Here is a 24,054-nt window from a genome sequence, read left to right as displayed (position 1 = left end):
ATCTTCCTGTACGAGTGAGGGGCGGGCCGGAAGTCTCCGGTCCGCCCCTTTCGCGCGTCCGGAGGCCGGGGCGGGCGCGGGTGCGGTGGCAGGTGCGGATGCGGTGACAGGCGCAGGCGCCGGTCAGATCTCGACGAGGACCTGGTCCAGGGACTTGCGGACCAGGTCGGGGACCCGGCAGTCGTCGGCCGGGTAGCCGACCGGGATCACCGCGAAGGCCTTCTCGTTGACCGGGCGGTGCAGCACCTCGGAGAGGAAGCGCATGGGGCTGGGGGTGTGGACGAGGGCGGCGAGGCCCGAGAGGTGGAGGGCGGACAGGAGCATGCCGACCGCGATGCCGACCGACTCGTCGACGTAGTAGTGCTTGCGCTTGGTGCCGTCCTCGGCGAGCCAGTAGCGCTGCTGGAAGACCACGATCAGGGCGGGGGCGTCCGTGAGGTGCGGCTTGACCTCGTCGGTGCCCAGCGGGCGGAGCGCTTCGAGCCACTCCTCGCCGAGCCGGCCGTCGTAGGAGAGCTGCTCCTCCGCTTCGGCGGCCTCGCGTATCCGGCGGCGTACGTCGGGGTCCTTGACCAGGACGAAGGTCCAGGGCTGCTGGTGGGCGCCGGACGGGGCGGTCGCGCCGCACGCGATGGCGTCCCGGACGACCTGCTCGGGGACCGGGTCGGTGGAGAACTGGCGGACCGTGCGGCGCTCGTCCATGCGGGCGCGCAGCTCGGCGGCGCGGGCCAGGGACGCGGCGGCGTCCATCCGGGCGGGGGTGTACGGGACCGGCCGGTAGGGGTCGCCGTGGGTCGGCGTCCACTTGTTCTTTGTCACAGTCATGGGCAGAGCATGAAGGGGGCAGGGACCCTGTGTCCGGAGGTTCGGGAAATCCGGTGCCCGCTGTCCGCTGAGCGGACGCTTCGCGGCGCCGCGGTCCGCCCCTCGGACAACCGATTGGACAAGCCGGACGGCACCTCCCGCATCATGGGTGCCATCGCCGCAGGTCGCCATGCCTGCACACACAAGGGACTGAGGAGTCACCGTGAGGGTCGGAATCGTCGGAGCCACCGGTCAGGTCGGCGCAGTTGTGCTGCGGATCCTCGCGGAGCGGAAGTTCCCGGTGCAGGAGCTGCGGCTGTTCGCCTCGGCGCGCTCCGCCGGCACGACGCTGGAGTGGGACGGCAGGCCGGTCGTCGTCGAGGACGCCGCGCAGGCCGACTACACGGGCCTCGACATCGTGATCTTCTCCGCCGGCGGCGCCACGTCCAAGGCGCTGGCCGAGAAGGTCGCCGCCCAGGGCGCCGTCGTCATCGACAACTCCTCCGCCTGGCGCCGCGACCCCGAGGTCCCGCTCGTGGTGTCCGAGGTCAACCCGCACGCGGTGGCCGACCGCCCCAAGGGCATCATCGCCAACCCGAACTGCACGACGATGGCCGCGATGCCGGTGCTGCGTCCGCTGCACGACGAGGCCGGTCTGACCGCGCTGGTCGCCACCACCTACCAGGCCGTCTCCGGTTCCGGTCTGGCCGGTGTCGCCGAGCTCGACGGCCAGGTGAAGAAGATCGTCGACCAGGCGGCCGAGCTGACCCACGGCGGCGACAAGGTCGAGCTGCCCGAGCCGAACGTCTACAAGAAGCCGATCGCGTTCAACGTGCTGCCGCTGGCCGGCTCCATCGTGGACGACGGCTCCTTCGAGACGGACGAGGAGCAGAAGCTCCGCAACGAGTCCCGCAAGATCCTGGAGATCCCGGAGCTGAAGGTGTCCGGCACCTGTGTGCGCGTGCCGGTCTTCTCCGGCCACTCGCTCCAGGTCAACCTGCGTTTCGAGCGTCCGCTCAGCGTGGCGCGCGCCTACGAGCTGCTCGGCGGGGCGCCGGGGGTGGCGCTCTCGGAGATCCCGACGCCGCTGGAGGCGGCCGGGCAGGACGTCTCCTACGTCGGCCGCATCCGGGTGGACGAGACCGTGGAGAACGGCCTCGCGCTGTTCGTCTCCGGCGACAACCTGCGCAAGGGCGCCGCGCTGAACGCGGTGCAGATCGCGGAGCTGGTGGCGGCGGAGCTCAACGGCTGACGCGTCCCGCCACGACAAGGGCGGCGGCCCCCGGGGACCCGGGGGCCGCCGCCCTTGTCGTGTGCGCCCGCCGGGACCGCAAATCTCACTGCCGACTGCGGACCGGGCCGTGGAAGGATGGCCCGGAACGTCACGATCCGAGGAGATGACAGGGTGCCCGGTACCAATCTGACCCGCGAAGAGGCGCAGGAGCGCGCGCGGCTGCTCACGGTGGACGCGTACGAGATCGAGCTCGACCTCAGTGGCGCGCAGGAGGGCGGCACGTACCGCTCGGTGACCACGGTGCGCTTCGACTCCGCCGAGGACGGCGCCGCCAGCTTCATCGACCTGGTCGCGCCCACCGTGCACGAGGTCGTGCTGAACGGCGAGGCGCTGGACGCCGCGGCCGTCTTCGCCGACTCGCGCATCGCGCTGCCGTCGCTGCGCGGCGGGGCCAACGAGCTGAGGGTCGTCGCGGACTGCGCGTACACCAACACCGGTGAGGGCCTGCACCGTTTCGTCGACCCGGTCGACCAGCAGGCGTACCTGTACACGCAGTTCGAGGTGCCGGACGCGCGGCGGGTGTTCGCCTCCTTCGAGCAGCCCGACCTGAAGGGCACCTTCCAGTTCACCGTGAAGGCCCCGGCGGGCTGGACCGTGATCTCGAACTCGCCGACGCCGGAGCCCGAGGACGTCAAGGACGACGTCTGGGTCTTCGCGCCGACGCCGCGCATCTCGACGTACATCACCGCTCTGATCGCGGGTCCCTACCACGCGGTGCACTCGGTGTACGAGGGCGGGGACGGGCAGCGGGTGCCGCTGGGCATCTACTGCCGCCCCTCGCTGGCCGAGCACCTGGACGCCGAGGAGATCTTCGCCGTCACCCGGCAGGGCTTCGACTGGTTCCAGGAGAAGTTCGACTACGCCTACCCCTTCGCCAAGTACGACCAGCTCTTCGTGCCGGAGTTCAACGCGGGCGCGATGGAGAACGCCGGTGCGGTGACCATCCGCGACCAGTACGTGTTCCGCTCGAAGGTCACGGACGCCGCGTACGAGGTGCGGGCCGAGACGATCCTGCACGAGCTCGCCCACATGTGGTTCGGCGACCTGGTGACGATGGAGTGGTGGAACGACCTGTGGCTGAACGAGTCGTTCGCCACCTACACCTCGATCGCCTGCCAGGCCTACGCCGAGGGCTCGAAGTGGCCGCACTCCTGGACGACGTTCGCGAACTCCATGAAGACCTGGGCCTACCGGCAGGACCAGCTCCCCTCCACGCACCCGATCATGGCGGACATCCGTGACCTGGACGACGTGCTGGTCAACTTCGACGGCATCACGTACGCCAAGGGCGCCTCGGTGCTCAAGCAGCTCGTGGCGTACGTCGGCATGGACGCGTTCTTCGCCGGCGTGCAGGCGTACTTCAAGGCGCACGCCTTCGGCAACACGCAGCTGAGCGATCTGCTGGGCGCGCTGGAGCAGACCAGTGGCCGCGACCTGGGGACGTGGTCGCAGAAGTGGCTCCAGACGGCCGGGATCAACGTCCTGCGCCCGGAGATCGAGACGGACGCCGACGGCGTCGTCACCGCCTTCGCCGTCAAGCAGGAGGCGCCGACGCTGCCCGTGGGCGCGAAGGGCGTCTCCACGCTGCGGCCGCACCGCATCGCGATCGGCCTGTACGACCTGGACGACACGGGCCGGCTGGTGCGCACCGACCGGGTCGAGCTGGACGTCGACGGCGAGCTGACGCCGGTGGAGGCGCTGGTGGGGCGGGCGCGTCCGGCCGTGGTGCTGTTGAACGACGACGACCTGAGCTACGCGAAGGTGCGTCTGGACGAGGCGTCGCTGGCGTTCGTCACCGAGCACCTGGGCGACTTCGCCGAGTCGCTGCCGCGCGCCCTGTGCTGGGCGTCGGCCTGGGACATGACGCGCGACGGCGAGCTCGCCACCCGTGACTACCTCGCGCTGGTGCTCTCCGGCATCTCCAAGGAGTCCGACATCGGTGTGGTGCAGTCGCTGCACCGCCAGGTGAAGCTGGCGCTGGACCTGTACGCGGCGCCGTCCTGGCGCGAGGCGGGCCTCTCGCAGTGGACCGAGGCGACGCTGGCACACCTGCGGACGGCCGAGCCGGGCAGCGACCACCAGCTCGCGTGGGCGCGGGCGTTCGCCGCCACCGCGCGCACCCCGCAGCAACTGGACCTGCTGCGCGGGCTGCTGGAGGGTTCGGAGTCCGTCGAGGGCCTGGCCGTCGACACCGACCTGCGCTGGGCGTTCGTGAACCGGCTGGCGGCCGTGGGCGTCGTCGACGAGGACGAGATCGCGGCGGAGCTGGAGCGCGACAACACCTCGGCGGGCCAGCAGCACGCGGCCTCGGCCCGTGCGGCGCGTCCCACGGAGGCCGCGAAGGCGGAGGCGTGGGCGTCGGTCGTGGAGTCCGACGAGCTGACCAACTCCCTCCAGGAGGCGGTCATCGGCGGCTTCGTGCAGACCGACCAGCGGGAGCTGCTGGCTCCGTACACGGCGAAGTACTTCGCCGCGGTGAAGGAGGTGTGGGACTCCCGCTCGCACGAGATCGCCCAGCAGATCGCGGTGGGTCTCTACCCCGCGCTCCAGGTGTCGCAGGAGACGCTGGACGCGACGGACGTCTGGCTGGCGTCGGCGGAGCCGAGTGCGGCGCTGCGGCGGCTGGTGTCGGAGTCGCGCGCCGGTGTGGAGCGGGCGCTCAAGGCGCAGGCGGCGGACGAGGCGGCCGCTGCGTAGCGGCGGCCGAACGGGAGGAGGGCCCCGGCGCGGGTGGGTGTGCGCCGGGGCCCTCTGTTGTTCCCGTGCGTGCGGGTTCGCTGTCCACCGCACGCACGGAGCCTGTGGTTCCTAGTCGCTCAGGTCCGCGTAGCGGGCCGTGAGCTCGGCGTGGCCCTGCTCGGTGACGGTGCCGTGCAGGCGCATGCGGGCGACGCCGCCGTCGGGGAAGGCGTCGAGGCGCACGTGGGTGGCGACGGCCTGCGCGGGGAGCTTGAAGCGGTGCAGGGTGTCGGGCTGCAGCCTGGTGCGCGGCAGGATCTCGAACCAGTCGCCGCTGTCGCCGTTGCGGCCGCTGAGGGCGATCCAGCCGGCCGAGTTGCCCTTGAGGTAGGCGGTGTCGATCTCGACGGCGCGGATCGCGCCCTGGGCGACGAGCTTGAAGCGCACCCAGTCGTTGGTGTCGCGCACCCGGCGGCGGCGGTTCTCCCAGCCGTCGTCCATCTTGCGGGAGGTGCCGGGCAGGATGATCTGGGTGGGCGAGGAGTAGAACTTGTCGGAGGCGTCCTCGTAGGTGCCGCCGTTCTGCACGGCGACGAGGTCGACGGTGCCGAGGAGCTGGAGCCACTCGGGGTCCGGGACGACCTCGCCGTGCACGCGCAGCCGGGCGACGCCGCCGTCGGGGTGCTGGCACAGGCGTACGTGCGTGAAGCGGCGCTCGACGTCGATCGCGAAGGCGTTGGCCGCGTGGCCCCTGACGGGTGTGACGGGGACGATCTCCTCCCACTTCACGTCGTCGGCGAGGAGCTGCTCGGGGCTCGGGGAGCCCTCGACGGCGGTCGCCTGGACGCTGACGCGCTGCGGGTAGTTGCCGCGGAAGTGGGCGGTGTCGACGACGATCCCGCGGATGACGCCGGCCGCGCCGAGCCGGATGATCGCCCAGTCGTGGTCCTCGGCCTCGGGGAAGGGGTGCTCGGCGTCGACGCCGCGGCGGCGGCGGGTCTCCCAGCCGTCCATGATCTTGCCCTTGTGCCCGAAGTGCTCCGGGTCGAAGACGGCGCGCTCGCGGATGAGGAGGTTCTCGCGCTCGGCGAAGAACTCGTCGTTGGCGGCGATGACACCGGCGCCGAGGCGGCGGTCGGCGAGGTCGACGAGCTCGGTGAACGGGAGGTCGCCCGCACCGCGGTAGTCGGCGTACGGGTCGCCTCCGCCGTAGGGGGCTGCGTCGTTGGCGTGCGGGTCGCTCTCGTTGGTCGTCATGGGTACGACTGTGGGGCCCCGGCACCACCCAGGTCCATCGAAAGTTTTCGTACAGGCTTTGAAGCAGAACTGAACGATGGGGCGGCACGGCGATGCGGCCCCCGCCCGGAACCTTCGTGGAGCCGCTCTACGCCCTCTCGCCCGCGACCGCCCGCAGGGCCGCCAGCGCCCTGCCCACCGCGGGACCGTCCTCCGCGCCCCGGCGTACCGCGGCCACCACGTGGCGGCGCGGCTGATCGGCCTCCAGCACGCGCATCACGACGCCGGCGCGGCGTTCGGCGGCGGCCATCCGCGGGACCAGGGCGACCCCCATGCCCGCCTCGACCATGGCCAGGATCGCCGTCCAGCCGGCGGCGCTGTGCGCCTGCGCCGGCACGAAGCCCGCCGCCTCGCAGGCCGCGGTGGTGATCTCCGACCAGGGGCCGCTGCCGCCGAAGATCCACGCCTCGCCCGAGAGGTCCGCCAGGCGCAGGCCGGGGGCGGCGGCGAGCGGGTGGTGCGTGGGCAGCGCCACGTCGAGGGGGTCGGCGAGCAGCGGGACGCGGGCGAACCGCGGGTCGCGGGCGGTGGGCGCGTGCGCGGCGAGCGAGAGGGCGAGGTCGACGGCGCCGTCCGCGAGGAGTTCGTACGCCTCCGCCGCCTCCGCCTCCCGTACGCGCACCTCCAGGCCCGGATGCGTCTCGCGCAGGCGCCGTACGGCGGGTACGACGAGGGCGGGCACGGCGGTGGAGAACGCGCCGACGCGCACCTCGCCCGTCTCGCCCTTGGCGTAGCCCTCCAGGTCGGCCTCCGCGCGTTCCAGTTGCGCGAACACCGCCTCCGCGTGCCGGAGCACGAGGTGGGCGGCGTCGGTGAGGCGGACCCTGCGGCCGTGCGCCTCCAGGAGGGTCACGTCGAGCTGTCTGGCGAGGTTGGAGAGCTGCTGGGAGACGGCCGACGGCGTCATCAGCAGCGCTTCCGCGGTGGCCGTCACGGTGCCCCTCTCGCGCAGGGTCCGCAGGATGCGCAGCTTCTTGATGTCCCACTCGGTCATGACCCGCAACTTAGCGGGCCTTCCGCGGCCCGGCGGGACCGGCGGTCGCGCCCAGCACCACGCCGCCCAGGATGAGCGCCGCGCACAGCGCCTGGAGCCATCCGGTCTCCTCGCCCAGGACGGCGTAGGACAGCAGCGCCACGCACACCGGCTGGAGGTAGTAGACGACGCCCGCGCGGGCCGCGCCGATCAGGGAGACCGCCTTGTTCCAGGCGAAGAAGGCGACGGCGGAGGAGAAGACGCCGACGTACAGGAGCGGGCCGACGGTGCCGGGGCGCGCCTCGAAGCCGCCCTGGACGGCGAGGCTGACGCCGTACACGGGGGCCAGCATCAGCGCGCCGAGGACGAACGTACTGAACAGGAAGGCCGGTCCGCCGATGCCGGCGGGCTTGCGGCGCAGCAGCGTGCTGTAGGAGCCGAAGCACAGCGCGGCGGCGATCATCCAGAACGCGCCCGCCGACAGGCCGAGGGCGAGGGAGCCCTCGCTCACCAGCAGCAGGACGCCGGCGCAGGCGACCAGCATGCCGACGACCCGGCGCGCGCCGAGCCGCCGGCCGCCCAGGCGCTCGTGCACCGCCATGACGACGGGCGACGCGGCCATGATCATGCCCATGGTGCCCGCGGGGGTGTCGAGACCGGCCTGGTTGACGAGGGTGTTGTAGACGGTGACGCCGAGCAGGGCGGCGAGGGCGACGAAGCCGAGGTGCTCGCGCAGGACGGCGCGCTGCCGCCAGGTGGCGCGGACGGCGAAGGGGGCGACGGCGAGCAGGGCGACGATCCAGCGCCAGAAGGCGGCCTGGACCGGGGGGACGGAGTCGTGCAGTCCGCGGGAGGTGACGAAGCTGCCGGACCAGACGACGGTGGCGACGGCGGCGAGCAGGAGCCCGAGCCCGGCGCTCCTTCGGAGGGCCGGGCCGGGAGCGGTGCCGGCGTCCGGCTCGGTCGCGGCGGCGGTGGTGCTTCCCGGTGTGCGGTGGAGTACTGCCATCGTTGTCCCCCTGGATGTCGCGGTGGCCGGTGAGGGCACCACCGTCACACCCGGGCGACGTTCAGGTCCATCGAAACTTTTCGACACCACTGTTCAGTGAAAACGAACGATGAAGGCGTGGGCGAACGCAGCGAGGGCGGCGGGGGGGCGGCCCGCGGTGCCACGGGGCCACCCCCCCCCCCGCGCGGGGGACAACCGGGGCCCGGCCCCCGGCGGCCCCGGGTGGCCACCCACCCCCCCACCCTCATATTCTTCCCCGCTGTTGCGCGGGGGGGGGGCCCGGGGGGGGGGCGCGGCGCGCGCCCCCCCCCCCCCCCCCCCCCCCCCCCCCCCCGCCCTCGGAGAGGCGAAGTCCGGTGTCAGGCCTGCTTGCGCGACTTGTCGAGCACCATCACCAGGCCGGCGATGACCACGAACAGGCCGATCGGGGCGGCGACGAAGAGACCGAGGGTCTCCGCGACGCTCAGACCCTTGCCCGGGTCGTCACCGTCGTCCCGTACGGCCGCGAGCGCGGGAGACGACAGGAGCAGCATCATCAGCGTCGTACCGGTCGCGACAGCGCCGGCGCGCAGAGCGTTCTTCTTGTCCACGGTGCAAAAGTAGCGAACGACTAAGCGGGGCGCTCGCCCGGGGGTGCCGTAAGGGGTTTCGCCCCCGCTTCCGTGCCGGTGCCGGACGCCTCGCGGAACACCTCCATCAGGGCGTGCAGCCGGGGCGAGGCGACCAGTTCCTCCAGGGTCAGGGGACGGCCGGCGGCGTCCGCGAGGGGCAGCCGCCAGTTGGGGTACTGGTCCCAGGTGCCGGGCAGGTTCTGCGGGCGGCGGTCGCCCACGGTGTCGGGCAGCCAGATGCCGACCATGCGGGCGGGGGTGCGCAGCAGGAAGCGGTGCACGGCCCGGATCGCGGCCTCCTCGTCCCCCCCGCCCTCGGGCAGCAGGCCCAGCCGGGTGAGACAGGTGAGCCAGTCGGCGACTTCCGCGGCGTCCTCGGCCCGCTCCTCCTCCAGGGGGCGGGTGAGCAGGCCGAGGCGGTGGCGCAGGGCGACGTGGTCGCCGGTGAGGCGGGCGGCGGTGGACGGCAGGTCGTGGGTGGTGGCGGTGGCGACACAGCCCTCGCGCCAGGCGTCGGGGGGCAGCGGGCGGCCGGTGCCGGCCCAGTCCCGTTCGAACCACAGCACGGAGGTGCCGAGCACGCCGCGCGCGGCCAGCGCGTCGCGCACGCCGGGCTCGACGGTGCCGAGGTCCTCGCCGACGACGACGGCCCCGGCGCGGTGCGCCTCCAGGACGAGGACGGCGAGCATGGCCTCGGCGTCGTACCGGACGTACGCGCCCTCGGTGGGCGGCAGGCCCGCGGGCACCCACCAGAGCCGGAAGAGGCCCATCACGTGGTCGATGCGGACGGCGCCGGCATGCCGCAGGAGGTTGCGCAGCAGGCTGCGGTACGGGGCGTAGCCGGTCGTGGCGAGCACGTCGGGCCGCCAGGGCGGCAGGCCCCAGTCCTGGCCGTGGGCGTTGAAGGCGTCCGGGGGCGCGCCCACCGACATGCCGGACGCGTACGCCTGGGCCTGCGCCCAGGTGTCGGAGCCGTCGGGGTGCACGCCGACGGCCAGGTCGTGCACCAGGCCGACGGCCATGCCCGCCTCCCGGGCGGCGCGCTGGGCGGCGGCGAGCTGGCGGTCGGTGTCCCAGACGGCCCGGCAGTGGAAGTCGACCAGGCCGGCCAGCGCGGCGCGCTCCCGCGCGGTGTCGGCGGAGGCGCGGTCGGCGAGTGCGCCGGGCCAGCGGGCGCGGTCGGGGCCGTAGGTGTCGACCAGGGCGCACCAGGTGGCGTGGTCCTCCAGGGCGGTGCCCTGTTCGGCGAGGAAGTCGCGGTAGGCGGCGCGCCGGCCGGGGCCCAGCGGCACCGCGTACAGGATCTCCAGCGCCTCGCGCTTGAGCGCCCAGACGGCGTCCCGGTCGAGCAGGGCGCCCTCGGACAGCACCCCGTCGCGCAGGGCGGCGGCGCGGGCGACGAGGCCGTCCAGGCGGGCGCGGTCGCCGGGGCCGGTGACGTGAGCGAACTCGGGGACGTCCTCGATCCGCAGGTGCACCGGGTCGGGGAAGCGCCGGGAGGAGGGGCGGTAGGGGGAGGGGTCGGTCGGGGCGCCGGGGACGGCGGCGTGCAGCGGGTTGACCTGCACGAAACCCGCGCCGACGGACCGTCCGGCCCAGGCGGCGAGTTCGGCGAGGTCGCCGAGGTCGCCCATGCCCCAGGAACGGGTGGACAGCAGCGAGTAGAGCTGGACCAGGAAGCCGTGCCGGGGGCCTTCGGGGGCGACCGTGCGGGCGGGTGCGGCGACGAGGTGGCAGGAGGACTCGCGGCCGTCGGGCAGGACGGCCGACAACCGGTGGACGCCGGGCGGCAGTTCGGCCCAGGGGGCGCTCCCGGCGGCGGGGGCGGAGCTGTCGCGGCGGGCGGGGGCCGGGACGGACCAGGTGCGGGTCTCGCCCTGTTCGGTGCTGACGCGCAGCGCGGTGCCTCCGGGGAGCGCCGTGAGGGCCCCGGGGGGCTCCTGGGCGTCCTGCCACAGGACGAGCGTGGGCGGGAGCACCGCGCTGTCGGCGCGGGCGTCGTGGGCGGCGAGCGCGGCGTCCACGGCCTCGGGGGTGCGTGCGTCGACGTCCAGGGCGGCGAGCACGGCGACGACGGTGGCCTCGGGGACGTGGACGGTGCGGCCCTCGGAGGGCGCGTAGGAGACGGCGACGCCGTGCAGGGCGGCGAGCCGGGCCAGCGGGGCGGCGACGGCGGGGGCGTCGGAGGGGCCGGGCGCCGTGGGCGCGTCGGGAGTCTCGGACGACGCGGTGGCGGCCGGGTCGGGGGCGGCGGGCCGGCCGGGATCAGCCGGTGCCGCCGAGAAGGGCGTGCCGGAGACGGGCGGCGGGTCCGCCGCGGCCGGGTCCGGGTGTCCGCCGGGCGCGGGGTCCGGCCCGGCGGTGCCGTTCGGCCGGGCGTCCGCGGCTGGGGGTTCCGGCGGGTCGGCGGCGGGCCGGGGCGGTGGCGCCGGGGCCGGGCGCGGCTCCGCCGGCGGTGTGCCGGGCGCACGGTCGCGGCCGGCCCGGTCGGGCTGTCCCGGCGCGGCGGGCGCCCCGGGCGTGTCGCGCGGAACCGGCGGCCGGTCGTCGGGCGCCGTTCCCCCTGCTGCGGTCATTCAGATCCCCGGGTGCTGGTACTCCGTGCCGGACGCGGTGCCGTACGAGGTCGGTTCGCTGGTGAGGGGCGTCGCGTCGGTGAGCGGAGGCTCGCTGGTGAGCGGCGCGGCGTCGGCGAGGGGCGGCTCGCTGGTCAGGAGCGGCTCGGCGCCGCAGCCACAGGCGCAGGACCCGTCGAGGACGGAGTCGGGGCCCGAGACCTGTGGGGACAGGGCGGACAGGAGGAGCTGGGCGGAAGCGGCCACGGAGGCCTCCCTCGGTGGGGGACGCGGACTTCAGCGTCTCTACCCACCGGGCGGAGCCGCAGACCTTTCCCGTACGGGAACGTGATCCGGGTCACATTACTTCCTCCGATGGGCAGTCGGCGCAAGAAGTGGAAGGAATCGGACGCACGGCCGCAGACTGTCCGGCACATCCGCCGTGCGCGGGCGGAACGCCGGTGGCGCCCGCATTGACACTGTCGGCACACGGGTGATGGGCTCGGCGCGCGCGGGTAACGGAACGATCAATGCCGCACGCCGGCGCGGGCGCGGACGGGCGGCGACGGCGATGCGCCGCGGCCGTCCGCCGCGGCGGCGCGCGGCACGTGAGCACAGAGGAGTACTGGGGTGCAGTTGGGGCGCAGAAGGGGCGCGACCGCCGTCGCGCTCGCCGTGATGGGCGGCCTGCTCGGCGGTGCGCCGGGCGCGGCGGCCGCTCCGCCCGCCCCGGACCTGCCCGCCCCCGCGTCGCGGGACCAGGACGGCGACGGCGCGCCGCCGGCGGTGTGGCCGCGCCCGCAGACGGTGCGTGCCGCCGGCCCCGCCGTTCCGGTGGGCGACGAGGCGGTGCTGGTGGTCGCGCCGGGCACCGACGCGTACGCGGTGAACGCGTTGCGCAGCGTGCTGCGGGGCGCGGGCGCGCACACCCTCTACGAGGTGGCCCCGGGCGAGCCGCTGCCGCCGCGCGGTCTGGTCGTACGGGCCGGGGCGGCCGACGAGGCGATGGCGGCGCTGCGCGCGCCGGCGACGGGCGATCTCCCGCGGGGGGGTTACCGGATCGCGGTGGGACGGTTCGGGGGGCGCGACACGGTGGCGCTGGACGGCGTCGGCGCGGACGGCGTCTTCCACGCGGCGCAGACCCTGCGGCAGCTGGTCCGCACGGACGGCGCGCGCACCGCCGTCGCCGGCGTCGTCGTGCGGGACTGGCCGGGGACGGCCGTGCGCGGCATGACGGAGGGCTTCTACGGGCGGCCGTGGACCACCGAGCAGCGGCTCGCCCAGATCGACTTCCTGGGCCGCACCAAGCAGAACCGTTACCTGTACGCGCCCGGGGACGACCCGTACCGCCAGGCGCTGTGGCGCGATCCGTACCCGGCCGCCGAGCGCGCCTCCTTCCGGGTGCTCGCGGAGCACGCGCGGCGCAACCACGTGACGCTGGGGTGGGCGGTGGCGCCGGGGCAGGCGATGTGCATGTCCGACGACCGGGACGTGCGCGCCCTCACCCGCAAGGTGGACGCCATGTGGGCGCTGGGGGTGCGGGTCTTCCAGCTCCAGTTCCAGGACGTCAGCTACAGCGAGTGGCACTGCGGTCAGGACGCCGACGTGTTCGGGTCGGGTCCGGCGGCCGCGGCGAAGGCGCACGCGCGGGTGGCGAGCGCGGTGGCCCGCCACCTCGCGGACCGGCATCCGGGCGCGGAGCCGCTGTCGCTGATGCCGACGGAGTTCTACCAGGACGGCGCCACGGAGTACCGGCGCGCCCTGGCCGCCGAGCTGGACGGGCGGGTGCAGGTGGCGTGGACCGGGGTGGGCGTGGTGCCGCGCACCATCAGCGGGCGCGAACTGGTCACCACCCGGGAGGCGTTCGGCCATCCGCTGGTGACGATGGACAACTACCCGGTCAACGACTACGCGCAGGACCGCATCTTCCTCGGCCCCTACACGGGCCGCGAACCGGCCGTGGCGGGCCGCAGCGCCGCGCTGCTGTCGAACGCCATGGAGCAGCCCTCCGCGTCCCGCATTCCGCTGTTCACGGCCGCCGACTTCGCCTGGAACCCGCGCGGCTACCGGCCGCAGGAGTCCTGGCGGGCGGCGGTCGACGACCTGGCGGGCGACGACGCGAAGGCCCGGGAGGCGATGCGGGCGTTCGCCGGGAACCACGCCTCCTCGATCCTGGACCCGCACCACGAGTCGGCGTACCTGCGTCCCCTGATGGACGCGTTCTGGGCGTCGCGCTCGTCGGCCGACGCCGGTCCGCGGAACGCGGCGGCACAGCGGCTGCGGGCCGCCTTCACGGTGATGCGGGAGACCCCGCGGCGGCTCGGCGCCGCCGCCCAGGGCGCCTTCGACGACGAGGTGCGGCCGTGGATCGAGCGGTTCGCCCGGTACGGGCAGGCGGGCGAGCAGGCCGTGGACATGCTCCAGGCGCAGGCCGCCGGGGACGGCGCGGGCGCCTGGCGGCACTCGCGGGCCCTGGACGCCTCCCGGAAGGCGCTCAGCGCGCCCCGGGTGACCGTCGGCAAGGGCGTGCTGGACCCGTTCCTGTCGAAGGCGGTGCGGCAGGGCGCGGCCTGGACCGGCGCCGACCGCGAGCCGGGGCAGGTGACCGAGGGGCCCGGCACGTACACCGTGCGGCTGGGCCGGGCGCGTCCGGTGTCGACGGTCACGACGATGGCCGCCCCCGGTGTCACCGACGCCGCCGTGGAGGTGCACGTCCCCGGCGAGGGGTGGCGGCGGGCCGGGGCGCTCACGGCGGACGGCTGGACGCAGACGCCGGTGGGCGGCACGCGCGTGGACGCGGTGCGGCTCGCCTGGCAGCGGCAGGCCCCCCGGGTGCAGCGGGTGGTGCCGTGGTACGCGGACGAGCCGGAGGCCAGGCTCGCGCTGTCGCGGGCGGAGATCGACGCGGAGATCGGCGGGCCGCCGGTGCGGGTGCGGGCGGCGCTGACCGGGCAGCGGCCCGGCGAGGTGCGCGGGGAGCTGGTCGCGAGGGCTCCCCGGGGCATCGAGGTGCTCGCGCCGAAGGCGACGGTGGTGCCGCGCGGCACGGACGCCTCGGTGCCGCTGGACGTCAGGGTCGCGAAGGACGCCCCGGCGGGCGAGTACCGGATTCCGGTGTCCTTCGGCGAGGGGGCGGAGCAGACGCTCGTCGTGCGGGCGGCTCCCCGTACGGCGGGGCCCGATCTGGCGCGTACGGCGCGGATCTCCTCCTCGGGGGACGAGACGGCGGACTTCCCGGCGTCGGCCGCGGCGGACGGCAGGGCCGGCACGCGCTGGTCGTCGCCGGCGGGAGCGGGCGCCTGGTGGCAGGCGGAGCTGGCGAGGCCCACGCGGGTGGGCCTGGTGTCCTTGCGCTGGCAGGACGCGTACGCGACGGCGTACCGCGTCCAGGTGTCGGCGGACGGCCGCACCTGGCGCACGGCGGCCACCGTCCGGGACGGCCGCGGGGGTGCGGAGACGGTGCGCTTCGACGCACGGGACGTGAGGTTCGTCCGGGTGCAGGGCGACAGGCGGGCGACCCGGTTCGGGTACTCGCTGTGGTCGGTCGAGGTGTACGCGGTGGCGGAGGAGGAGCGGGGGCGAGGGCGCGAGCGGGGTGAGTGAGCGTGCGCCCGCGGTCCGGCAGGGGCGGGTGAGCGTTGGCCCTCCGGCCGGGCCGGGTGAGTGAGCGTTCACCCTCCACCCGGACCACGCGAGTGAGCGCTCACTCACCTCAAGCCCGTGGTGTGTGAACGCTCACCCGCCCCGCCCGGCGGGTGGGCGAACGCCGACGAAAGAGCCCGGTCTCAGGCGGAGACGCCGTCGATCCGGGCCAGGGCGTCGTCCGCGCCGAAGGGCTGGAGGTACGGCAGCCAGCGCGGATCGCGGTGCCCCGTCCCGATGATGCGCCAGGCCAGCCCCGACGGCGGGGCGGGCTGGTGGCGCAGGCGCCAGCCGAGTTCCAGCAGGTGCCGGTCGGCCTTGACGTGATTGCAGCGACGGCAGGCCGCCACCACGTTCTCCCAGGCGTGCTGTCCGCCGCGACTGCGCGGAATGACGTGGTCGACGCTGGTTGCGACGCCACCGCAGTACATACAGCGCCCGCCGTCCCTGGCGAAGAGCGCACGGCGGGTGAGCGGAACGGGCCCCCGGTAGGGGACCCGCACGAAGCGTTTGAGCCGTACCACGCTGGGCGCGGGGACGGCCCGGGTCGCGCTGTGCAGGAAGGCGCCGGACTCCTCGAGGCACAGGGCCTTGTTCTCCAGGACGAGGACGAGCGCGCGGCGGAGCGGTACGACGCCGAGGGGCTCGTACGACGCGTTGAGTACCAGGACATGCGGCACGGATGCCTCCTTGTACGCCGGCGGCGCGTGGCTCGCGCCGGGACGATTCCCGAACAGTCTCCCCTCATGCCTGGTCGTGGCGCCACCACGTCCGGGTAATGGGCCCGACGTGTTGTGCGCCACAGCGGGGAACCGGCCGCGGAGGTGTCCGGAACCACAGGCCCGGCGCCCCGATGTCAACAAGGTGTGCCACCTTGCCCCGTTAGTGTGGTGGGCCTGCCACATCGCATGGAGGTGCCCGAGGTGTCCTGGTCCGCCCTACTGGTCGCAGGTCCGCCCGCCGATCCCGGCACGTTCGACGAGGCGGCGGAGAAGGCCGGCAACGCCGCGAGCTGGGTGGAGCAGAACTGGTCCACCTGGCTGAACGTGGGCCTGCGCATCCTGCTCATCGTGATCATCGCGACGGTGCTGCGGACGGTCATCCGGCGCACCATCACCAAGCTCATAACGCACATGAACAACAGCGCGCAGGCGGTGGAGGGCACCGCGCTCGGCGGGCTGCTGGTCAACGCCGAGCGCCGCAGGCAGCGCTCGGAGGCGATCGGCTCGGTGCTGCGCTCGGTGGCGTCGTTCCTGATCCTGGGCACCGCGGCACTGATGGTGCTGGGCGCCCTGAACATCAATCTGGCACCGCTGCTGGCGTCCGCGGGTGTCGCGGGCGTGGCGCTCGGTTTCGGCGCCCGCAACCTGGTCACCGACTTCCTGTCCGGCGTCTTCATGATCCTGGAGGACCAGTACGGCGTCGGCGACACCATCGACGCCGGGGTGGCGAGCGGCGAGGTCATCGAGGTGGGGCTGCGCGTCACCAAGCTGCGCGGCGACAACGGCGAGATCTGGTACGTGCGCAACGGCGAGGTCAAGCGGATCGGCAACCTGAGCCAGGGCTGGGCGACCGCCGGCATCGACGTCCAGGTCCGCCCGACGGAGGACCTGGAGCGCATCCGCGAGGTGCTCGCCGAGGTCGCCGACGAGATGGCGAAGGCCGAGCCGTGGAACGAGCGGCTGTGGGGTCCCATCGAGGTCCTGGGCCTGGACTCGGTGCTGCTGGAGTCGATGATCGTGCGCGTGTCGGCGAAGACGATGCCGGGCAAGGCGCTGGGCGTGGAGCGCGAGCTGCGCTGGCGGGTCAAGGCGGCCTTCGACAAGGCGGGCATCCGGATCGTCGGCGGCCCCGAGGCGGTGCCCGAGGCGGAGGCGGCCGACCCGTCGGCGGGTGTCGCCGCCCCGTCCGCCATGGCCAACCCGCTGTCCCCGCAGTCGATGGCGGCCAACCCGATCCCGCCCGCCGGCGCGACGCCCGGCCCGGGCCCGGCCGCACCGGCTCCGGCGCCGGCCGCGCAGCCGAACCTGAACAAGTAGGTACCGGCCCGCCCGGTGTCGTACCGCGCGAAAAGCGCAAAAGACACAACAGCCCCAGGAACACCTTTCTGCGCCCCCGCAGGTAACGCTTTGGTTGCCTCGGGGGCGCTTCCCATTGACGGGCCTTTCACCTGCGCCTTACGTTCCTCGCACCGAATAGGAAACTTTCCTAACAACGTGGTTGGGGAGCAGGCAGCCGAAAGGCGGGTGAGGGCGTCATGGCCACGACTCCGGGCACACCGAGTGTGCTGCGCGCGATGAACGACCGGGCGGCGCTCGATCTGCTGCTGGCGCACGGCCCGCTCTCCCGCACCCGGATCGGCAAGCTCACCGGGCTCTCCAAGCCGACCGCCTCCCAGTTGCTGGCCCGCCTGGAGGCCGCCGGGCTCGTCGTCGCCACCGGCACCACCGAGGGCCGCCCGGGACCCAGCGCGCAGCTGTACGCGGTCAACGCGGGCGCCGCGCACGTCGCCGCCCTGGACGTCGACCCCGGCCGCATCCGGGCCGCCGTCGCCGACCTCACCGGCGAGACGGTGGGCAGCTTCGAACTGGCCACCCCCGGACGGGCGTCGACGGGGGTCGTGAGCCAGGTGACGCAGGCGGTCGAGGGCGCCGCGAAGGACGCCGGCCTGACCACGGCCGGCCTGCACCGGGTCGTCATCGGCACCCCCGGCGCGTTCGACCCGAGCACCGGGCGGCTGCGGTACGCCTCGCACCTGCCGGGCTGGCACTCCCCCACACTGCTCGACGAGCTGGCGGCGGCGCTGCCGATGCCGGTGGAGTACGAGAACGACGTGAACCTGGCGGCGGTCGCCGAGCAGCGGCTCGGTGCGGCCCGGGGCCACGGGGACTTCGTCCTGCTGTGGGCCGACGCCGGTCTCGGCGCCGCCCTGGTGCTGGGCGGGCGGCTGCACCGCGGCTGGACCGGCGGCGCGGGCGAGGTCGGCTTCCTGCCGGTGCCCGGCGCCCCGCTGATCCGCCGGGTGGCGCAGGCCAACGGCGGCGGCTTCCAGGAGCTGGCCGGCGCCGTCGCCGTACCGAGGATCGCCAAGGGCCTCGGGCACCAGACGCCGGAGCAGCCCGCCGTGGAGGTCGCCGTGGACCTGCTGGAGCGGGCGGCGTGCGGGGAGGCCGGGCTGTGCGGACTGCTGCCCGAGTACGCGCACCGGCTGGCGGTGGGGCTGGCGTCCGTGGTGGCGGTGCTGGACCCCGAACTGATCGTCCTGTCCGGTGGGCTGGCCGTCGCCGGCGGTGAACCCCTGCGCTCGCTCGTGCAGACGGAGCTGGCCGACCTGGCCGCGCCCCGTCCCCGCCTGGTGCTCGGTGAGATCCACCGGAGCCCCGTGCTGAGAGGTGCGCTGCAGAGCGCCCTGGAGGCCACCCGGGACGAAGTGTTCGACACCTCCTCCCGCTAGTCCCCCGTCCCTGCCCGCCTCGTCCCGTCCTGCCCCGTCCTGTCCCTGGGAGCTTTGCCATGCGCAGAAACCGCCGTCTGACCGCCGCCGCCGTCGCCGTCGCGTCGATCTCCGTTCTCGCCACCGCCTGTACCGGCTCCGCCGAGAACGTGGCGAAGGACGACCCGAACGCCAACACCACGATCAACTTCTGGCACGGCTGGAGCGCGCCCAGCGAGGTCAAGGCGATCAAGGAGAACGTCGACCGGTTCGAGAAGGCGCACCCGAACATCAAGGTGAACGTCGTCGGCAACGTCAACGACGACAAGCTCAACCAGTCGCTGCGCAGCGGCGGTTCCAAGGGCCCGGACGTGGTGTCGTCGTTCACCACGTCCAACGTCGGGAAGTTCTGTTCCTCGGGCGCGTTCGCGGACCTGAAGCCGTTCATCGAGAAGTCGAAGCTGGACCTGGAGAAGACCTTCCCGAAGGTCATGCTCGACTACACCCAGTTCGAGGGGAAGCGCTGCGCGCTGCCGCTGCTGGCGGACGCGTACGGCCTGTACTACAACAAGGACGCCTTCGCGAAGGCCGGCATCAAGGAGGCCCCGAAGACGTACTCGGAACTCCTGACGACGGCGAAGGCGCTGACGAAGACCAAGGGCGACAGCTACGAGCAGCTCGGCTTCATGCCGAACTACCACGGCTACGAGACGACCACCGAGCACTACCTCGGCTCGTGGGGCCCGGCGTACTTCGACAAGAACGGCAAGTCGGCGGTGGCGACGGACCCGGCGTTCGCGGAGATGTTCACGGCGCAGAAGAAGCTCGTGGACGGGCTGGGCGGCTTCGACAAGCTGGAGAAGTACCGCAACACCTTCGGCGACGAGTTCAGCGCCAAGCACCCCTTCCACACCGGCCAGGTCGCCATGCAGCTGGACGGCGAGTGGCGGCTGGGGATGGCGAAGGACGCCAAGGTGCCCTTCGAGATCGGTGTCGCGCCGATGCCGGTGCCGGACAACCGGGTCGGCGACTACGGCAAGGGCTTCCTGTCGGGCACGGTGCTGGGCATCGCCCCGCAGAGCAAGAAGCAGAACGCCGCGTGGGAACTCGTGAAGTTCATGACGACCGACACCAAGGCGGTCGTCGAGTTCTCCAACGGCATCCACAACGTGCCCTCGACGTTCGAGGCGCTGAAGTCGCCGGACCTGAAGAACGACCCGGCGTTCAAGACCTTCCTGGACATCGCCCAGCACGCGAAGTCCAACACCCCCTCGGGCGCGGTCAACGGCGCCTCGTACCTCAACACCCTCCAGGAGTTCGGCTTCCAGTACGAGAAGGGCGCGGAGAAGGACCTGAAGGCCGGTCTGGAGCGCACCGCGAAGCAGATCGACACCGACATCGCGAAGGCGAAGTAGTCCGCGCATGACCATCCACACGCTCGACACGAAGCGCGGGGCGCCGGCCCTGGCCGCGAAGCGCCGGAAGGCGGCCCTGCGCACGGCGGCCTTCATGTCCCCGTGGCTGATCGGCTTCGCGGTGTTCTTCGCGTACCCGCTGGTCTCCACCGTGTACTTCTCGTTCACCAAGTACGACGGCTTCGGCGTCCCGGTCTTCAACGGACTCGACAACTGGAGCTACGTCTTCCAGGACTATCCGAACTTCTGGCCGGCGATGCGCAACACGCTGTGGCTGGTCGTCGTGATGGTGCTGTGCCGGGTCGTCTTCGGCCTCGGCGTCGGCCTGCTCATCACCAAGATCAAGACGGGTACGGGAGTCTTCCGCACCCTCTTCTACCTGCCGTACCTGGCGCCCCCGGTGGCCGCCACGCTCGGTTTCGTGTTCCTGCTCAACCCGGGCACCGGGCCGGTCAACGAGATCCTGTCCTCGCTCGGCGTCCCCGCGCCGAACTGGTTCACCGACCCGGCCTGGTCGAAGCCGGCGCTCACCGTCCTCGCGGTGTGGGGCATCGGCGACCTGATGGTCATCTTCATGGCCGCGCTCCTCGACGTGCCGAAGGAGCAGTACGAGGCGGCGGAGCTGGACGGCGCGTCGTCCTGGCAGCGGTTCCGCTTCGTGACGCTGCCGAACATCTCGCCCATCGTGCTGTTCGCCGTCGTCACCGGTGTCATCCAGGCGATGCAGTACTACACGCAGCCCCTGGTGGCGGGAAAGGTCGCCTCCGGCGTCATCGGGAACTCGGGCCAGCAGTTCGAGCCCGGCTTCCCCGACAAGTCGACCCTGACCCTCCCGCAGCTCGTCTACAACCTCGGCTTCCAGCGTTTCGACTACGGCGCCGCCGCGGTCGCCGCACTCGTCCTGTTCGTCCTCGCGATGGCCTTCACGGCCCTCCTGATGCGACGTCGTGGCGGCCTCCTCCAGGCAGGTGACTGATGTCCGTGTCCACCTCGACACTCGAACGACCGCTCAAGACCCCCGAGCCCGCCCCCACCCCCGCGCACCGCACCGCCCGCCGCAGGGCGGCGCTGCACTGGATCGGCGTGCACTCCCTGGGCATCGCGGTCGCGCTGTTCTTCGTGCTGCCGTTCGTCTTCCTGCTGCTCACCTCGTTGATGAGCGACGCGCAGGCGCTCACCAGCGACCTGGTGCCGCACACCTGGCAGTGGAGCAACTACGTCAAGGTCTTCGAGACGCCGGGCTTCCTGACCTGGTGGAAGAACAGCCTGCTGTACGCGGGCCTGGGCACCGTCCTGACGGTGGTCTCCTCGGTCCCCGTCGCGTACGCGCTCGCCAAGTTCCGCTTCCGCGGGCGCAATCTGTCGCTGCTGCTGGTGATCTCGATGATGATGCTGCCGCAGCAGGTCGTCATCATCCCGATGTACCTGTTCTGGTCGAAGCAGCTCGACCTCACCGGCACCCTGTGGCCGCTGATCATTCCGCTCGCGTTCGGGGACGCCTTCTCCATCTTCCTGCTGCGGCAGTTCCTGCTGACCATCCCCAACGAATACCTGGACGCGGCGAAGGTGGACGGCTGCGGCGAATTCCGCACGCTGGTCCGCATCGTGCTGCCGATGGCCAAGCCCGGCATCGCGGCGATCGCCCTGTTCCAGTTCTTCGCCCTGTGGAACGACTACTTCGGCCCGCAGATCTACGCCTCGGAGAACCCGGCGGCGTGGACGCTGAGTTACGGCCTGGAGTCCTTCAAGGGCGCGCACCAGACCAACTGGAATCTGACCATGGCCGCGACCGTCCTGGTCATGGCCCCCGTGATCCTCGTCTTCTTCTTCGCCCAGAAGGCGTTCGTCGAGGGTGTCACGCTGACCGGAGTGAAGGGCTAGGTCATCACACTCATGAAGCTCGCAGTAGTCGGTGGAGGCTCCACCTACACCCCCGAGTTGATCGACGGTTTCGCCCGGCTGCGGGACACGCTCCCGATCTCCGAGCTGGTCCTGATCGACCCGGCGGCCGACCGCCTGGACCTGGTGGGGGGGCTGGCCCGCCGGATCTTCGCCAAGCAGGGCCACCCGGGCACCATCACCACCACCTCCGACCTGGACGCGGGCGTCGCGGACGCCGACGCGGTGCTGCTCCAGCTCCGGGTGGGCGGCCAGGCGGCCCGCGAGAAGGACGAGACGTGGCCGCTGGAGTGCGGCTGCGTCGGCCAGGAGACGACCGGCGCCGGCGGCCTCGCGAAGGCGCTGCGCACGGTCCCGGTCGTCCTGGACATCGCCGAGCGGGTGCGCCGCCGGAACCCGGACGCCTGGATCATCGACTTCACCAACCCCGTCGGCATCGTCACCCGCGCCCTGCTGAACGCCGGGCACAAGGCGGTCGGCCTGTGCAACGTGGCGATCGGCTTCCAGCGGAAGTTCGCCGCGCTGCTCGACGTCACCCCCGCCGAGATCCACCTCGACCACGTGGGCCTCAACCACCTCACCTGGGAGCTGGGGGTACGGCTGGGCGGCCCGGACGGCGAGAACCTGCTGCCGAAGCTGATCGCCGAGCACGGCGACGCCATCGCCGCCGACCTGCGCATGCCGCGCACGGTCGTCGACCGCCTGGGCGTCGTCCCCTCGTACTACCTGCGCTACTTCTACCAGCACGACGAGGTCGTACGGGAGCTGGGCACGAAGCCCTCGCGGGCGGCGGAGGTGGCCGCGATGGAGCGGGAGCTGCTGGCGCTGTACGGCGACCCCACGCTCGACGAGAAGCCGGAGCTGCTGGCCGGGCGCGGCGGCGCCTTCTACTCGGAGGCGGCCGTGGACCTCGCGTCCGGGCTGCTGGGCGGCGGCGGATCACCGGTGCAGGTGGTCAACACGTACAACAACGGCACCCTGCCCTTCCTCCCCGACGACGCGGTGATCGAGACGCAGGCGCGGATCGGCGCGGGCGGGGCGACGCCGCTCCGGACGCCGCCGCTGGACCCGATGTACGCGGGGCTCGTCGCGCACGTCACGGCGTACGAGGACCTCGCCCTGCAGGCCGCGCTGCACGGCGGCCGCGAGCGGGTCTTCAAGGCACTGCTCGCGCACCCCCTGGTGGGGCAGATCGAGTACGCGGAGGCGCTCACGGACAGACTGATCGCGCACAACAGGGAGCACCTGGCGTGGGCGTGAGCACTCCCCCGCACCGGTTCGAGGACGGCAGCGTCCTCGCGATCGACGCGGGCAACAGCAAGACCGACGTCGCCGTGATCGGCGCGGACGGCCGGGTCCTGGGCACCGGCAGGGGCGGCGGTTTCCAGCCGCCCCTGGTGGGGGTCCAGGTGGCGGTCGACGTGCTCGCGGGGGCGGTCGCGCAGGCGCTGTCGACGGCCGGCGTGCCGGGCGTGGACCACGTCTCGGCGTGCCTGGCCAACGCGGACCTCCCGGTGGAGGAGCGGGAGTTGGCGACGGCGGTGCAGGCGCGCGGCTGGGGGCGCACGACGGAGGTGTACAACGACACCTTCGCGATCCTGCGCGCCGGGGTGGACGAGCCGCGCGGTGTGGCGGTGGTGTGCGGGGCGGGCATCAACTGCGTCGGCATGCTGCCCGACGGGCGCACGGCCCGCTTCCCGGCGATCGGGAAGATCTCCGGGGACTGGGGCGGCGGCGGGGGTCTCGCCGACGAGGCGATGTGGTCCGCGTCGCGGGCGGAGGACGGGCGGGGCGAGCCGACGGCCCTGGCGACCGTGCTGCCCGCGCACTACGGGGTGGAGTCGATGTACGCCCTGGTGGAGGCGCTGCACCTGGGGCGCATCCCGGCGGTGCGGCTGCACGAGGCGGCGCCGCTGGTGTTCGCGGTGAGCGCCGCGGGGGACGCGGTGGCGCGCGGGCTGGTGCACCGGCTCGGGGACGAGGTGGTCGCGATGGCGTCCGTGGCGCTGGAACGGCTCGGCCTCCTGGAGGACGAGGCGCCGGTGCTGCTCGGCGGGAGTGTGCTGGCGGCGCGGCATCCGGAGCTGGACACGCGGATCCGCGCCCTGCTGGCGGAGCGGGCGCCGAAGGCTGAGGTGCGGGTGGTGACGGCGGCGCCGGTGCTGGGGGCCGCGCTGCTGGGGCTGGACGCCGTGGGGGCGGGGGGCGGTGTGCGGCGGGTGGTGCGGGAGCACTTCGCATAGGGGGTACGGGGGTACGGGGACGGGCCGGGGCTTCCTGGACGGGCGTCCGGCACAGGCGCTCACGCGAGGAGCGGCACCCGGGTGGGCCGGAAGCGGGAGGACCGCCCCCTTGCCCGCCCTCCCCCGAGCTCTCGGCCTCGCTCGAACAGGGGGCACCCCCCTCGCTCCCGGGGACCCCGCTGCCCGAGGGGCTGGAGAGGC

Annotated in this window: 18 protein-coding genes; 10 read left to right on the top strand and 8 right to left on the bottom strand. The window is 73.3% G+C overall.

Annotation, left to right across the window (positions count from 1 at the left end; all coding sequences use genetic code 11):
* Nucleotides 1-123 precede the first annotated feature (123 nt).
* On the bottom strand, nt 124-825 hold the full coding sequence (locus tag ACIP93_RS22975; protein ID WP_345222935.1) for a nitroreductase family protein: 702 nt from the start codon (nt 823-825) through the stop codon (nt 124-126).
* 202 nt (nt 826-1,027) lie between these two features.
* On the opposite strand from ACIP93_RS22975, the gene ACIP93_RS22970 reads away from it, so the two are divergent.
* On the top strand, nt 1,028-2,056 hold the full coding sequence (locus ACIP93_RS22970) for an aspartate-semialdehyde dehydrogenase (protein WP_345222933.1): 1,029 nt from the start codon (nt 1,028-1,030) through the stop codon (nt 2,054-2,056).
* A gap of 153 nt (nt 2,057-2,209) precedes the next feature.
* Nucleotides 2,210-4,795 (top strand): aminopeptidase N, encoded by a 2,586-nt coding sequence (gene pepN, locus ACIP93_RS22965; RefSeq protein ID WP_401761316.1) that lies wholly within the window; start codon nt 2,210-2,212, stop codon nt 4,793-4,795.
* Between the two features lie 111 nt (nt 4,796-4,906).
* Here pepN and alc read toward each other — a convergent pair whose 3' ends face one another.
* From alc to ACIP93_RS22935, 6 genes are all read right to left on the bottom strand, one after another.
* The gene (alc, locus tag ACIP93_RS22960; RefSeq protein ID WP_345222926.1) at nt 4,907-6,034 is read right to left on the bottom strand and encodes an allantoicase; all 1,128 of its coding nucleotides are present in this window, start codon (nt 6,032-6,034) and stop codon (nt 4,907-4,909) included.
* Between the two features lie 127 nt (nt 6,035-6,161).
* Complete coding sequence (locus ACIP93_RS22955) at nt 6,162-7,067, bottom strand: LysR family transcriptional regulator (RefSeq protein WP_401761314.1); 906 nt, start codon at nt 7,065-7,067, stop codon at nt 6,162-6,164.
* 10 nt (nt 7,068-7,077) lie between these two features.
* Nucleotides 7,078-8,055 carry a DMT family transporter gene (locus tag ACIP93_RS22950; RefSeq protein ID WP_401761312.1) on the bottom strand — a complete coding sequence of 326 codons (978 nt, stop codon included), beginning with the start codon at nt 8,053-8,055 and terminating at the stop codon, nt 7,078-7,080.
* A 359-nt stretch (nt 8,056-8,414) separates the two neighbouring features.
* Nucleotides 8,415-8,645, bottom strand: a complete 231-nt coding sequence (locus ACIP93_RS22945) for a hypothetical protein (RefSeq protein ID WP_345222919.1) — start codon at nt 8,643-8,645, stop codon at nt 8,415-8,417.
* A gap of 20 nt (nt 8,646-8,665) precedes the next feature.
* Nucleotides 8,666-11,242: a 4-alpha-glucanotransferase gene (malQ, locus tag ACIP93_RS22940; protein ID WP_401761310.1), complete on the bottom strand. Its 2,577-nt coding sequence runs from the start codon at nt 11,240-11,242 to the stop codon at nt 8,666-8,668.
* Nucleotides 11,243-11,488, bottom strand: a complete 246-nt coding sequence (locus tag ACIP93_RS22935) for a hypothetical protein (protein WP_345222917.1) — start codon at nt 11,486-11,488, stop codon at nt 11,243-11,245.
* 363 nt (nt 11,489-11,851) lie between these two features.
* Here ACIP93_RS22935 and ACIP93_RS22930 point away from each other — a divergent pair, with 363 nt between their 5' ends.
* Nucleotides 11,852-14,824, top strand: a complete 2,973-nt coding sequence (locus ACIP93_RS22930; RefSeq protein WP_401761308.1) for a beta-N-acetylglucosaminidase domain-containing protein — start codon at nt 11,852-11,854, stop codon at nt 14,822-14,824.
* A gap of 182 nt (nt 14,825-15,006) precedes the next feature.
* Here the strand turns inward: ACIP93_RS22930 and ACIP93_RS22925 are convergent, their stop codons facing one another.
* Nucleotides 15,007-15,543, bottom strand: a complete 537-nt coding sequence (locus tag ACIP93_RS22925) for an HNH endonuclease (protein WP_345222915.1) — start codon at nt 15,541-15,543, stop codon at nt 15,007-15,009.
* Nucleotides 15,544-15,786: 243 nt separating this feature from the next.
* Here ACIP93_RS22925 and ACIP93_RS22920 point away from each other — a divergent pair, with 243 nt between their 5' ends.
* The 7 genes from ACIP93_RS22920 (at nt 15,787) to ACIP93_RS22890 (ending at nt 23,853) form a co-directional block, all read left to right on the top strand.
* Complete coding sequence (locus tag ACIP93_RS22920) at nt 15,787-16,902, top strand: mechanosensitive ion channel family protein (protein WP_401761306.1); 1,116 nt, start codon at nt 15,787-15,789, stop codon at nt 16,900-16,902.
* A 218-nt stretch (nt 16,903-17,120) separates the two neighbouring features.
* The gene (locus ACIP93_RS22915; RefSeq protein ID WP_345222909.1) at nt 17,121-18,317 is read left to right on the top strand and encodes an ROK family transcriptional regulator; all 1,197 of its coding nucleotides are present in this window, start codon (nt 17,121-17,123) and stop codon (nt 18,315-18,317) included.
* Nucleotides 18,318-18,376: 59 nt separating this feature from the next.
* Nucleotides 18,377-19,711 carry an ABC transporter substrate-binding protein gene (locus ACIP93_RS22910; protein ID WP_345222904.1) on the top strand — a complete coding sequence of 445 codons (1,335 nt, stop codon included), beginning with the start codon at nt 18,377-18,379 and terminating at the stop codon, nt 19,709-19,711.
* Nucleotides 19,712-19,718: 7 nt separating this feature from the next.
* Complete coding sequence (locus ACIP93_RS22905; protein ID WP_401761304.1) at nt 19,719-20,687, top strand: carbohydrate ABC transporter permease; 969 nt, start codon at nt 19,719-19,721, stop codon at nt 20,685-20,687.
* Nucleotides 20,688-20,692: 5 nt separating this feature from the next.
* Nucleotides 20,693-21,592, top strand: a complete 900-nt coding sequence (locus ACIP93_RS22900; protein ID WP_345222899.1) for a carbohydrate ABC transporter permease — start codon at nt 20,693-20,695, stop codon at nt 21,590-21,592.
* Nucleotides 21,593-21,604: 12 nt separating this feature from the next.
* Nucleotides 21,605-22,870, top strand: a complete 1,266-nt coding sequence (locus ACIP93_RS22895; RefSeq protein ID WP_401761302.1) for a 6-phospho-beta-glucosidase — start codon at nt 21,605-21,607, stop codon at nt 22,868-22,870.
* Nucleotides 22,861-23,853 (top strand): N-acetylglucosamine kinase, encoded by a 993-nt coding sequence (locus ACIP93_RS22890; RefSeq protein ID WP_380837058.1) that lies wholly within the window; start codon nt 22,861-22,863, stop codon nt 23,851-23,853. The genes ACIP93_RS22895 and ACIP93_RS22890 overlap by 10 nt, the downstream gene beginning before the upstream one ends.
* Nucleotides 23,854-24,054 lie beyond the last annotated feature (201 nt).

It is taken from the genome of Streptomyces sp. NPDC088745, from assembly GCF_044751045.1.
Lineage (GTDB): Bacteria > Actinomycetota > Actinomycetes > Streptomycetales > Streptomycetaceae > Streptomyces > Streptomyces cremeus.
The sequence above is the reverse complement of the archived record's forward strand: the minus strand, read 5'-3'. Positions and strand labels throughout refer to the sequence as shown.

What these genes read in the sequence shown, in the direction of transcription:
- malQ (WP_401761310.1), bottom strand. Translation starts at nt 11,242, where the DNA reads ATGACCGCAGCAGGGGGAACGGCGCCCGACGACCGGCCGCCGGTTCCG.
- ACIP93_RS22975 (WP_345222935.1), bottom strand. Translation starts at nt 825, where the DNA reads ATGACTGTGACAAAGAACAAGTGGACGCCGACCCACGGCGACCCCTAC.
- ACIP93_RS22950 (WP_401761312.1), bottom strand. Translation starts at nt 8,055, where the DNA reads ATGGCAGTACTCCACCGCACACCGGGAAGCACCACCGCCGCCGCGACC.
- ACIP93_RS22895 (WP_401761302.1), top strand. Translation starts at nt 21,605, where the DNA reads ATGAAGCTCGCAGTAGTCGGTGGAGGCTCCACCTACACCCCCGAGTTG.
- ACIP93_RS22910 (WP_345222904.1), top strand. Translation starts at nt 18,377, where the DNA reads ATGCGCAGAAACCGCCGTCTGACCGCCGCCGCCGTCGCCGTCGCGTCG.
- ACIP93_RS22905 (WP_401761304.1), top strand. Translation starts at nt 19,719, where the DNA reads ATGACCATCCACACGCTCGACACGAAGCGCGGGGCGCCGGCCCTGGCC.
- ACIP93_RS22915 (WP_345222909.1), top strand. Translation starts at nt 17,121, where the DNA reads ATGGCCACGACTCCGGGCACACCGAGTGTGCTGCGCGCGATGAACGAC.
- ACIP93_RS22955 (WP_401761314.1), bottom strand. Translation starts at nt 7,067, where the DNA reads ATGACCGAGTGGGACATCAAGAAGCTGCGCATCCTGCGGACCCTGCGC.
- alc (WP_345222926.1), bottom strand. Translation starts at nt 6,034, where the DNA reads ATGACGACCAACGAGAGCGACCCGCACGCCAACGACGCAGCCCCCTAC.